Annotated in this window: 11 protein-coding genes; 5 read left to right on the top strand and 6 right to left on the bottom strand. The window is 45.7% G+C overall.

The window, feature by feature from the left end:
• Nucleotides 1-217 precede the first annotated feature (217 nt).
• From lonB to K7399_RS07765, 5 genes are all read right to left on the bottom strand, one after another.
• Complete coding sequence (gene lonB / locus K7399_RS07745) at nt 218-1,936, bottom strand: ATP-dependent protease LonB (protein ID WP_028976669.1); 1,719 nt, start codon at nt 1,934-1,936, stop codon at nt 218-220.
• A 402-nt stretch (nt 1,937-2,338) separates the two neighbouring features.
• A complete protein-coding gene (clpX, locus tag K7399_RS07750) occupies nt 2,339-3,607 on the bottom strand; it encodes an ATP-dependent protease ATP-binding subunit ClpX (RefSeq protein ID WP_028976668.1) in 1,269 nt (422 codons plus the stop codon).
• Nucleotides 3,608-4,078: 471 nt separating this feature from the next.
• Nucleotides 4,079-5,383, bottom strand: a complete 1,305-nt coding sequence (gene tig, locus K7399_RS07755; RefSeq protein WP_028976667.1) for a trigger factor — start codon at nt 5,381-5,383, stop codon at nt 4,079-4,081.
• A 211-nt stretch (nt 5,384-5,594) separates the two neighbouring features.
• A complete protein-coding gene (locus K7399_RS07760; protein WP_051577870.1) occupies nt 5,595-6,659 on the bottom strand; it encodes a tetratricopeptide repeat protein in 1,065 nt (354 codons plus the stop codon).
• 89 nt (nt 6,660-6,748) lie between these two features.
• Nucleotides 6,749-7,993 (bottom strand): aminopeptidase, encoded by a 1,245-nt coding sequence (locus K7399_RS07765; RefSeq protein WP_028976666.1) that lies wholly within the window; start codon nt 7,991-7,993, stop codon nt 6,749-6,751.
• Nucleotides 7,994-8,137: 144 nt separating this feature from the next.
• Between K7399_RS07765 and K7399_RS07770 the strand changes: the two genes are divergently transcribed.
• The 3 genes from K7399_RS07770 to K7399_RS07780 all read left to right on the top strand — a co-directional run bounded on the left by K7399_RS07770 (nt 8,138) and on the right by K7399_RS07780 (nt 9,429).
• Nucleotides 8,138-8,500, top strand: coding sequence for a YolD-like family protein (locus tag K7399_RS07770; protein WP_028976665.1), 363 nt, complete (start codon nt 8,138-8,140; stop codon nt 8,498-8,500).
• Between the two features lie 69 nt (nt 8,501-8,569).
• Complete coding sequence (locus K7399_RS07775; RefSeq protein WP_028976664.1) at nt 8,570-9,256, top strand: SOS response-associated peptidase; 687 nt, start codon at nt 8,570-8,572, stop codon at nt 9,254-9,256.
• A gap of 77 nt (nt 9,257-9,333) precedes the next feature.
• Entirely contained in the window at nt 9,334-9,429 is a 96-nt protein-coding gene (locus K7399_RS07780) for a YjcZ family sporulation protein (protein WP_037563237.1), read from the top strand.
• A gap of 69 nt (nt 9,430-9,498) precedes the next feature.
• Here K7399_RS07780 and K7399_RS07785 read toward each other — a convergent pair whose 3' ends face one another.
• Nucleotides 9,499-10,662, bottom strand: coding sequence for an iron-containing alcohol dehydrogenase (locus K7399_RS07785; protein WP_028976663.1), 1,164 nt, complete (start codon nt 10,660-10,662; stop codon nt 9,499-9,501).
• Between the two features lie 235 nt (nt 10,663-10,897).
• On the opposite strand from K7399_RS07785, the gene K7399_RS07790 reads away from it, so the two are divergent.
• Nucleotides 10,898-11,548, top strand: coding sequence for a TIGR01906 family membrane protein (locus K7399_RS07790; protein WP_028976662.1), 651 nt, complete (start codon nt 10,898-10,900; stop codon nt 11,546-11,548).
• An 83-nt stretch (nt 11,549-11,631) separates the two neighbouring features.
• Nucleotides 11,632-12,423, top strand: coding sequence for an SDR family NAD(P)-dependent oxidoreductase (locus K7399_RS07795; protein ID WP_028976661.1), 792 nt, complete (start codon nt 11,632-11,634; stop codon nt 12,421-12,423).
• The last annotated feature ends 34 nt before the right edge of the window (nt 12,424-12,457 follow it).

The raw sequence follows: 12,457 nt of genomic DNA on the forward strand, positions 1-12,457 counted from the left end.
TATCTTAACTGACGCGATACTGTCCAATCAGCGTCAGGCTTACGGCTTCTCTGATCTTTTTACAACGCTCCAAGCACGCACATCAACAGGGCATAACCATGCGAATCCGGGAAGCACGTCTCTGCGTGGTTTGTTACACCTTGAAGTATTTACTCGCTTTGTCGAAAAAAAAATTCCGGGTGCTGATTGATACAGCAGCCGGAATCCGATGAACCCTTTATCCTTGTTTTTCAATCGTTGCATTTGCTGGTCGGGCAGATAGAGAACGATTAAACGAGAGTTCGGAACCTGCTCTAAGCTGTCCGGTACCTTCATCCGCTTCTGCAGGGCACAGACACAGTTCCAGAACTTGATGCAACGCTTCAACCGGAATGATTTCTGCCTGATCAAAATGCTTAAGCGTCTCCTGCATATTCTCAGTAGGAATTATGATCCGTTTCGCGCCTGCTTCAACTGCTGCTTCTACCTTTGCCATCACACCGCCAATTGGTTTGACTTGACCGTGGAGCCCCAGTTCCCCAGTCATCGCAATGTCTGGATACACTTTTCGGCGCATAATTGCCGAGCTGATCGCTACAGCCATGGAAATTCCGGCTGACGGTCCGTCAACTAGTGCTCCTCCAGGGAAGTTCACATGTATATGGTAGCGGTATGCGGCCAGACCCATTCGGTTCAGTACAGTCAATACATTTTCCACGGATGCGCGTGCCATACTCTTTCGTGTGATCGTTCGCGATGAGTTGCCCATCGATTCTTCTTCAGCAATCCCCGTAATCATCAGGCTGCCTTCATGACGGCTCTTCACGGCAGACGCTTCCACTTCCATCAACGTGCCAAGCCCCGGTCCATAAACGGCAAGACCATTGACCAATCCAATTTCAGGAGCGGCCGGGACCTTACGATTTGGTTTCGGCACCAATCTGCTGGAACGTATGACCCACTCAATTTCATCCATATGAATCGCTGCATTTTTTTCCTTTTTCTCTGATGCAGCACCTGCGGCAATCTGCATGATGTTTACGGCTTCACGTCCACTTTTCGCATATTCAGCAATTTTTGTCAAACACTCATCGGAAATATTCAGGTTTAATTTGTGCGCGGCTCGTTTGGCAATTTTTTTAAGATCGCTGCGTGTCAATTCATTGAAGAAAATTTCCAGACAACGCGAACGAATCGCAGGCGGAATCTCTTCAGGGCGTCGTGTTGTCGCACCGATTAGGCGAAAATCAGCAGGTAGCCCATTTTTAAAGATGTCATGAATGTATGCAGGAATCTGATGATTCTCTTCGTTATAATAGGCACTTTCCAAAAACACTTTGCGGTCTTCCAACACTTTCAACAATTTATTCAATTGAATCGGATGCAGCTCGCCAATCTCATCAATAAACAATACGCCACCATGCGCTTTGGTGACCGCACCTTCCTTAGGTTGCGGAATTCCTGCCTGTCCCATGGCACCTGCGCCTTGATAAATCGGATCATGAACCGATCCAATCAGCGGGTCGGCAATGCCTCGCTCGTCAAAACGTGCGGTTGCTCCGTCCAGCTCAACGAATGGTGCAGAAGGCCTAAAAGGAGACTCCGAATTGCGTTTTGCCTCTTCAAGAATAAGCCGTGCTGCTGCTGTTTTTCCAACCCCTGGCGGTCCATAGATGAGCACATGTTGCGGGTTTTTTCCGCAAAGCGCTGCGCGAAGTGCGACGATCCCATCCTGCTGCCCCACCACATCGTCCAAGCCTCTTGGCCGAATTCGTTCGGAAAGCGGCTCGGACAACGCTCTGCTCCGCATTCGGTTTAATTCAGCCATTTCTTTCTTTGATTCCTTATCTATAGATATTTTCTGAACCCGCTGATTGCGCAGCAGACTGAAAAAATACAGACCAATGATCACACCGAAAAAAATCTGTGTGAAAATAAGCAAGATCATCCAACTCATTCGCTCTGCCTCCCATTGCGGCCACACATTCAGGCTCCTGTTTTCGTGGCTCTGCTTCTAAAGGCCATTATTTCCAATCAAAAAGTGAGTTAAACACCAAACCTGAAAAAGCTAGGCAAAAAACCGGGTTTTGCGTGATCTATCTGTAAGAAAAACCAGGCAAAAAGCACCCGGTCCTTACTTCCGCAGGATGCGGCGGCTTTCGCGTTGCATACAGGACGTACTTTCACAGGATGTGATGACTTTCGCGTTGCATACAGGACGTATGCGCACTTAGCGAAAGTTCCTTTAAATTAGCGAAAGTTCCACTTTGATTCTCGGTTAAGACACGGGTCTATTGGCTTGAAGACGGGATAAAAAAAACGTCCCCGGATGGAGACGTTTCTTCTAAAAAGCGAAAGCTTATGCACTTTCTTTTGGCTTTTCAACACTGACTTCGGTTCCGTCGTCGAGAATTAGGGTTGGACGTGCCTTGCCTTCAACCGTTTCCCTTGTAATGATACATTTATCAATATCTTCGCGGGACGGCAATTCATACATCACATCAAGCATCATGCCTTCAATAATCGAACGCAGCCCACGGGCGCCGGTTTTCCGTTCGATCGCAAGTTTCGCAATGGCTTCGAGCGCTTCTTCGTCGAATTCAAGATCAACGTCGTCAAGTTCAAGCAGTTTCTTGTATTGCTTAACGAGCGCGTTCTTCGGTTTTGTCAGAATTTCAACGAGTGCATGTTCATCCAATTGTTTCAGCGTGCTGATGACCGGAAGACGACCGATAAATTCCGGAATTAAACCAAATTTCAGCAAATCTTCGGGAAGGACATTTTTCAGTGCATCGTCACGATGCATGTCCTGTGTTTTGCTGCCAGCACCAAAGCCAATAACCTTTTTGCCCAATCGACGTTTAATGATTTGTTCAATCCCGTCGAAGGCACCGCCGCAGATGAACAGAATATTGGTCGTATCAATTTGAATAAATTCCTGATGTGGGTGCTTGCGTCCACCCTGTGGCGGCACGCTTGCTACCGTTCCTTCAAGGATTTTCAGCAATGCCTGCTGCACGCCTTCTCCAGATACATCACGTGTAATTGACGGATTTTCCGACTTGCGGGCAATCTTATCAATTTCATCAATATAGATAATCCCTTTTTCGGCCTTTTCAACATCATAATCAGCCGCCTGAATCAGCTTGAGCAAAATGTTCTCAACATCTTCGCCAACATAACCGGCTTCAGTAAGCGAGGTAGCGTCAGCAATAGCAAACGGAACATTCAAGATTCGTGCCAGCGTTTGAGCAAGCAGGGTTTTACCACTACCAGTCGGCCCAATCATCATAATGTTGCTCTTGGAAAGCTCAACATCATCCGGCTTTTGTTTGCTGTTAATCCGCTTATAGTGATTATATACAGCCACGGACAGGCTCTTTTTTGCATCCTTTTGCCCAATAACATAATCTTCCAGGATCGAGCAAATTTCCTGTGGCTTCGGGATATCTTTAAATTCGATTTCTTCATCGGTGCCTAATTCTTCTTCTACAATTTCCGTACATAACTCAATACACTCATCACAAATGTAAACGCCCGGTCCGGCTACAAGTTTACGCACCTGATCCTGGGTTTTACCGCAAAATGAGCATTTTAACTGTCCTTTTTCTTCATTGAATTTAAACATTTTTTCACCCCTGTTCTGCTTTCCTTATCAACGTTTCAGAAGAGCGAAATCTTGGTCAATTTTTGTATTGACTCTTGTTCATCCCATGCATTCGCTGCATTTTTTAGCCTTCCCCTTTTCTCGTAAATCGAACGAGGCTTGGAAAGCTTTGCATCTGGAAAACCATGCTGCATTTTATCACAAAATACCTGCATAAATGGAAATGATTTGCCGGCATTGTAACATCATAGACTGATCGTTATTGATGAAGCCAAGCATAAGAACGGATATTTCTGGATCAGCAGCGGATGTTCTACTCGGCAACTAACTATGTAGGCATTGTAACATAAATACATGCTCCCGATAAGCTATATGCCTTACTGAGTACACTATGTATTGCAAAGAAAAATTATTTATTTTTCTTCGCTTTCTTTAGATATAAATAATTGGCAGACGAGACCGTCCGCCAAAAAAGTTCATGTATGTCACACTTTATTTAGCTTCGGCAGCTTTTGGCTTGCTGTTTTCCACAAGAAAATCAACAGCTTTGCGCAGTTTCAAATCACCTTTAATGAAGTCAGTTCCGCCCATTGCAGCTTTGATTTGATCTGCACCGATCTTGTACTGATCCGCCATTTTTTTCAGTTCTTCTTCAACTTCTTCGTCAGAAGCTTCAATGGATTCAGCTTTAGCAATCGCTTCAAGTGTCAGATTTGCACGCACGCGTTTTTCAGCATCTTCCTTCATCTGATCGCGCAACGCTTTTTCGTCGGTACCTGTCAGTGAAGAATACATTTCCAGAGTCATGCCTTGTCCTTTAAGACGCTGTTCAAATTCTTTCACCATATTGTCCTGTTCATTCGTGATCATCACTTCAGGAACGTCAATGTCTGCATTTGCGGCTGCTTGCTGCACAACGCCGTCGCGCTTGCTGTTTTCAGCATCAGCTTCACGATGTTCTTTCTGATGATTCTTGATTTTTTCTTGTAATTCAGCGAACGTTTCAACATCGTCATCAACGTCCTTGGCGAATTCATCATCGAGTTCAGGAAGCTGTTTCTGTTTAATTTCATGAACCTTTACTTTAAACGTCGCTTCCTTGCCCTTTAATTCTTCAGCATGGTAGTCTTCCGGAAAGGTTACAACCACGTCTTTTTCAGCTCCGACTTTCGCGCCGATGAGCTGATCTTCAAATCCGGGAATAAAGGAGCCGGATCCAATTTCAAGTGAATAGTTTTCAGCTTTTCCGCCTTCAAACGGTTTGTCATCGACATAGCCGTCAAAATCGATAACCGCAGTATCGCCTTTTTCGATTTCTCCGTCTTCTTTAACAACCAGTTCCGCATAGCGTTCCTGAAGATGTTTGATTTCGTGAGCGACATCTTCATCGGTAACGTCCGTGCTCTTCTCTTCGACTTCAAGACCTTTATAGTCACCGAGTTTAACTTCCGGTTTAACCGTTACATCTGCTTTGAGTACCAGCTTTTTGCCTTTACCAATCTCTTCAATGTCTACTTGTGGCTTGTCCACAGGTTCGATACCGGTTTGATCGATTGCATCAGAATACGCACTCGGAAGAACAAAATCAATTGCATCTTCATACAGACTTTCTACCCCGAAACGCTGTTCAAAAAGAACGCGTGGCACACGGCCCTTACGGAAACCAGGTACGTTGACCTTTTTAACAACCTTTTTAAAAGCTTTATCAAGGGCTTGATTAAAACTTTCGGCATCAACTGAGAACGTCAGTGTGCCTACATTACCTTCTTTTTTTTCCCATTTTGCATCTACAGTCATTCGTTTTACCTCCAACATCTATCTTCATGCTATTCTGCATCTTGGTTTTCTGCCTGAATGGCGTACAAAGTCATCATTTGTCCGCCAGTTCGAGGCTAATGACTCGACTACTTTGGCAACGCAATTGCAAACCATGTTATTATAACATAACCGTTTCCTATGAAAAACACATTTGTTGCAAATTATCGACATAACCACATGTTTCAATACGCTAAGACCAAATGTCGTATGCCTCTACACCATGCAGCATGCTGCTCGCCGCGCAAAAATCATCCTCATTGACACCAAAATGCGCAAGAACGTCTTTTTTTTCCTGTTCCGATTCACCGCCCATCGCCCGTAAGCAGAAGAGCGCTGCCCAAACTTCTGGTTGACTCGGTACAATCGGTTTCGGATAAACATTCATGGTAAACATGCGCTCCATTTCAACTGCCGACGTGGTCAATGTCGGATTTTCCGATTCCATCGTCCGGCGAATTACAGCTTCAATTTGATCCGCAAACTCTTTATTCAAAAAATCCGCGTGATCCAGCTGTGCATCGTAAATTTCACCAAATTTGTGCACGGCCACTTTCTGAGCAAGATGTCCTTCCTTAACCGCACAAAGCAACATCGTCTTAAGCTCGGTAGGCTGCTGATCATCGAGTAGAAAACGCTGGATTTCCGGAAGATGGGTTGTTTTTAATTGATCAGCTAAGTTATTGAGGAGCAGCATTTGGCTAATGGTGTCCGCCTTCTCCAATGCCGGCCAGTCAATGGACGATTCCCGATGCTCCGTGTCCGCATCAGGTTTCGTCATTTGATCCGTTTCATCGGCTTCCTCCAAACCAACATCGCTCCACGAGGGTTCATGCAGACGAATCTGACAGAATTTCTGCATGTGAACCAAAAACTCTTTGAATTCGATGGGTAATCCTTTTTTCTTACGAATCGTCAGGATCTCACGGATCGCGCTTGTATAATCCTTGCGCTCAATAAGAATGGTAAGATAAAGTCGAAACACCTCGTAAAAATAGGGAGTATCTGCTTCAAGCAGCAGCACCACGGCTTTTTCCGCTTCCGAGTAATCCCCCAGTTCAATGGAGCAAACGGCCCACCCGTAAAGCGCACGAACATCCCGCACATTCAATTCCAAAAGCTTGCCAAACAACTGACAGGCTTCCTTGTGTCTATTCTCTTCAACCAGCAGCATGGCTTTGCTCAGTAAGCGTTCTTCCAAATGAGGAATCGGCACCACCTTGTCGCTGCCGCCAATCGATCCACCTTTTTTTTTCATCGTTCGTCCCGCTTCCAAAACTTTATTTTAAGAATATCAGTTTCTGGCAGGCTTCGCAATTTAGGTGCGAAAAGCTCCCTCAAATTTGCTCAATCAAATGAGAATGCCCAGGCACCGTTGCGGAATACGGGCACGCGCCTGCCGTCTTGAGTGATGCCATCAATATCCAGTTCTTCAGATCCAACCATAAAATCTTCATGAATTAAGCTATCGTTTACTCCCGCCTGATCTAGGCCGACTTCATCGAGATCGTTACCGCCTTTAATACATGTTGGATATGCTTTCCCCAATGCCAAATGGCACGATGCATTCTCATCAAAGAGCGTGTTATAGAAAACGAGTCCCGATTCAGACACCGGTGAATGATGCGGAACCAATGCCACTTCGCCGAGCCGGCGCGCATTCGGATCAGAGTCAAGCAGATGCCTCAACGCATCTGCGCCTTTTTCTGCTGTAAAATCAACGACTTCCCCATCCTTAAAAGTGAGCGAGAAACCGTCAATGATGCGGCCGTCGGCATTCAGCGGTTTGGTACTGGAAACGGTACCGTTGACACCGCGTTTATGCGGCATCGTAAATACCTCTTCTGTAGGAATATTTGCGTTGAACATAATCCCGCTTGTCGAAGGGCCTGAACCACCGCTCCAAATATGCCCTTGTGGCAAATCAATCGTCAGATCAGTGCCCGGACCAGAATAAATTAATTGTTTAAAGTTCATGCGGTTCATAAATTCACTGGCTTTGTGCATCGTTTCATTATGTTCGTTCCATGCTTCAATTGGATCCTCATTGCCGCTGACTCTGCTGATACGCAGAATTTCTTCCATGAGCAGCGTTTGCGCTTCGCCTGTATTTTTGTTCGGGAAGATTTTTTTCGCCCATGCCTTTGTCGGGTATGCGACAATCGACCATTGCGTTTCATCTTTCATAATGCATTCCATATACGGCTTCAACCCATTACTGGATGCCTTCATATAGGCACCGACACGCGCATCGTCGATCGTATCCAACAAATCCGGGTTGGGTCCGTAAATATGTAAAACTGCATAGTTATCTTTGACTGCTGCATTTTGCGCAGCAAATTTCCAATCTGGAATCTGCTTTAACGCTTCTTCAGGTGCCCGCTCCAGACGCAACCTTTCCGTTTCATCATCGCCCCATCGCATCGTGACGTCTTTTGCACCCGCTTGGTAGGCCTCCTCAGCAACAAGATTCGCAAAGTGTGCGGCTTCAATCGGCGACGTCAGGAACAAGCCTTGCCCGGGCTGCAGATTAACGCCAATTTTTATCGCCAGTTTGGCAAACTTTTTTAATGATGCTTCAAATGGTTCCATAATCTTGCCTCCATGTTTCTTTTTCTTAATTATAGCCCACTTTATACCTATGGAAAACTTTGGATCCGGTAAACCTTTTGATAGACTCCACCTGAGAACGTATATTCGTGTATACTATTCCTTAGAAAATAAGGAGGGGTTCGGGTGAAGCATAACAAATTGACAAAAGGATCAAATATGCGCTGGGAGTCAAGCCGAATGATGCTCCCTGAACATGTTGCCGTACTCAGAGAAATGGCACGCCACGCGGATAGAATCGCAAAACCGCAATTAGATGAGCAAAAGCTTGAGGAAATTGAACGTATGATTCATGATGCCTCAAGCAGAAAGCTGCCCATCGATCTTGACTATTATCATGATGGGAAAATCCATACATTGAAGAACTGTACCGTATCCATTGATTCGTATGTTCAGAAGGTACGCATTTCCAATTCATCAGGTATCTCTCAAAACCTCCCACCGCAAACTATTGTTGACGTTCGATTCAGCAGCCGGCAGGACGTTTGACTCCTTGCAGAATCTGCGTTCAGATCTGCTATACTTTATGTGGAACATCAAGACAGGAGGGATCATACGATGTGCGGACGATTTACGCTAATCGCTCCTTTTGAGTATTTGATTTATCGATTTCAGATTAAGCACGCATCGGGAGAAGCGCGCTATCAACCCAATTATAATGTCGCACCCGGTCAGAATATTGTCGCTGTCGTCAACAGTTCGGGTGGAAATCGAATGGGATTCCTCCGCTGGGGCTTAATTCCCTCTTGGGCCAAGGACGAGAAAATCGGCTGGAAATTGATCAACGCCCGGGCTGAAAGCATTGCGGAAAAACCAAGCTTCCGCCACGCGTTCCGCAGAAGACGCTGCCTTATTGTTGCTGATTCTTTTTATGAATGGACGCATCAGACGCCTAGGGAAAAGGTGCCCTTTCGATTTGTTATGAAATCCGGATCGCTTTTTGCAATGGCCGGGTTATGGGATTCCTGGCAGACCAAAGACCAGCAATTGATTCACAGCTGCACCATTATTACGACTGAGGCAAACTCAATCATGCGGCCGATTCATGACCGAATGCCGGTGATCTTGAATCATGAAGATGAAGCACGTTGGCTCAATGCTTCCAGCGATCCGAAAAAACTGCTTGATCTTCTTCGTCCGTATGATTCAGGGCAGATGGACTGCTACGAAGTATCACGCGATGTCAACTCACCGCGCAACAACGCCCCTTACCTGATCGAAAAGCAGCAAACCCATCACGAGTAAAATTGGGCAAAAACTCAAGCGCAGATACCGATCGTTTCATATAAATAAAGTATCTCGTGATGAGGAGGTGTCGACTCATGGGTGCTGTATATGGCGGATATGGCAGCGGCTTCGCATTGCTGATCGTTTTGTTCATTTTACTTATCATTATTGGTGCTGCTTATGTTTATTGATTTCTTCGTCCATCAAAGGACAAAAAAAATCCGCCGCTCCTTCAGAAGCTGGCGGATTTTTCTGTAGTCTCAAAGCGAAGCTTGATAAATGGCAAGTGCATCTTGCCTGCCGAGAACCTTAAATTGACCGAAAGCGCCTCGGGCCATCGCACGATCAGCGAGAAGATCAAGCTTGCTGTCGTCAATCGAATAGTCCGCCAGTCTACTTGGTGCCCCAATGCTTGTCCAGAATTCACGAAGCGCCCGGATTCCTTCAAGGGCAACCTCCCGATCCGATTTGCCCAGCGGATCGACATGGAAAACACGCTCGGCCAGTTGCTTAAATCGAGCGACATTAACGTCTAGATTATGCTTCATCCAATTTGGGAACAGAATCGCTAAGCCGCCGCCATGTGGAATATCATACACTGCGGATACTGCATGCTCTAGATTGTGACTTGCCCAATCACCCTCAAAGCCCATCGAAACCATCCCATTCAAAGCCATTGTGCCGCAATAGAGAATCGTTTCGCGGAGCTGATAATTTTCAAGATCATGAACAAGCTTCGGGGCAGCCTCAATGACCGTAAGCAAAATCGACTCACACAGGCGGTCTTGAAGGGGTGTATGTTTTGCCGGATGAAAATAATGTTCAAAGACATGAGCCATCATATCCACCATACCGTAGATGGTTTGATTTTTCGGTACAGAGAACGTGAAGCTGGGATCAAGGATAGAGAATGCAGGGTATGAAAATGGACAACTCCATCCGTATTTTTCATGCGTTTCCCAATTTGTGATTACAGAGTTTGGGTTCATCTCCGATCCGGTCGCGGCAAGCGTGAGCACCGTACCGAATGGAAGGGCATCCTCTGCCGTCTCTTGACGAGTAATAAACGCCCAAGGATCACCGTCAAACTTCGCGCCGACAGCAATCGCTTTGGTGCAGTCGATCACGCTTCCGCCTCCCACAGCGAGCAAAAAGTCAATCGCATGGTCGTTGCAAAGCGCAATGCCTTTTTTTACCGTTGTCAATCGTGGATTAGGTTCAACGCCTGCAAGTTCATAGACCTCGGCACTCATTGCCTTAAGCTGTTCGAGCACTTGATCATACAGCCCGGTGCGTTTAATACTCCCGCCCCCATAGACCAATAAAACACGTTTGCCGTATTTCGCGACCTCTGTTTTCAATTGATCAAGCTGCCCTTTGCCGAAGATGAGTTTAGTCGGGTTGTGATAAATAAAATTGTCCATAAAAGGATCACTCGCTTTCATAATAGATCTTCCGTCATTTCGTTCTCCTTCATTATAACCGCAGCACAGCTTTCTCGTTAAGAGAAAACCCCATTGTCAAAAACGATCATGCGTGTTGAATACGCTCAAGTCCGGTGTTTAGTCACATTTCTTTTTGAATTTTCTTGTCCGATAGGTGATAATGAGCGTATACGAAGTTAGCGGTTCAACCTTAAGCTTAAGGATGTGTCATGGATTGTTCTTTTCAACCTATCGCCTCGGCCAGCTTGGACTGGCTGTCAGTATTGCCATCTTTATCATCTGCTTTGCTGTACTTGTTACACTTGGTTTTACGCCGCTTTATTATTTTGATGTGCAGCATCTGGATCTCGTAGGTCAATCTGGCTTCAGCTATGATCAGATCGTGGAGAATTACAACTATACGATCCAGTACCTCATCAACCCGCTGCCGCAGACGTTTCACCTTCCTTCGTTCGATTATTCGCGTGCGGGTCGCATTCATTTTCAAGATGTGAAACGTATTTTTATGGCCATTGAACTGCTACTGGTTGTTTCAGCGATTATCAGTGTCATCGGAATTTTTCATAAGCGCAAGCAACGGGATTTCAGCTTTTTTAAACCGACAGCAATCATGCTTATTATGTTTACGCTCCTCCCGCTCATGATGTTTGCCATTGATTTTGACGGGACATTCATCCTGTTCCACAAACTATTCTTCAGAAATGATTATTGGGTATTTAATCCGCAGACCGATCCGATTATTACGATTCTCCCGGAAGCCTTCTTCCTTCACGCTGCGCTGCTGATTCTTTTCATGATTGTCGCTGCCGTATGCGCCATCGTGATCATCGCAAAACAATTAAAAAAGCGCAGCACTTCACTTTGAGCCTCACCCAATCCATGGACTCCGTCTCCGTTATGTTTGGCATCACCTCAACTGGGGAACAAAAGGAGTAAGGAGGGATTTTTTTGAATTTAGGCTTACAAAATAAGGTTGCCCTGATTACCGGCGCCGGCAATGGTATGGGGCTTGCAATCACCAAGTCTTTTTTAAAGGAAGGCGCAAAAGTAGCGGGTGGTGATTTGACTACTGATCATTTAAAAGATCTTGCACCCGCCGATACACTTCATCCCGTAACCGCCGATCTCAGTACAAAAGAGGGAGCAGAATCACTCGTCAAAGAAGCGGTCGATCATTTCGGACATATCGATATTTTAGTCAATAATGTCGGTATCGCTAACTATAAAGACAGTTTTCTAAAATTGACGGATGATGACTGGGATAAAACCTTGCAGACAAATTTGTATTCCATGATCCGGACCACACGTGCCGCGCTGCCCTATTTAAGAAATCAAGCGCATGCATCGATCATTTCAATCGCATCAGAAAGTGGTCATGTTCCTGATGAATTTGCGATTGACTACAGTGTCAGCAAAGCCGGCGTGATAAATTTGACCAGTGCGCTTGCCAATGAATTTGGCGGAGACGGTGTACGCGTTAATTGCGTTTCACCTGGACCAACGCGGACACATATGTGGGAACGGCCCGAAGGTATGATCGACATGCTGGCTGAGAAGTTCACTATGGACGGCGAAAAAGCGGTGCAGCATTTTGCCAAAAATGTCCGACAGATCCCCCGCGGCGAAATTGGCCGACCCGAAGAGATCGCGCACGCGGTTCTCTTTCTGGCGTCAGATCAAGCTTCTTATATCAACGGGGCTGAACTTCCAGTAAATGGCGGATCAATCAAATATCATTAATCCAGCAAAAAACTGCTGATTAAAAAGCGTCCAA

The organism is Sporolactobacillus terrae, from assembly GCF_019930545.1.
GTDB lineage: Bacteria > Bacillota > Bacilli > Bacillales > Sporolactobacillaceae > Sporolactobacillus > Sporolactobacillus terrae.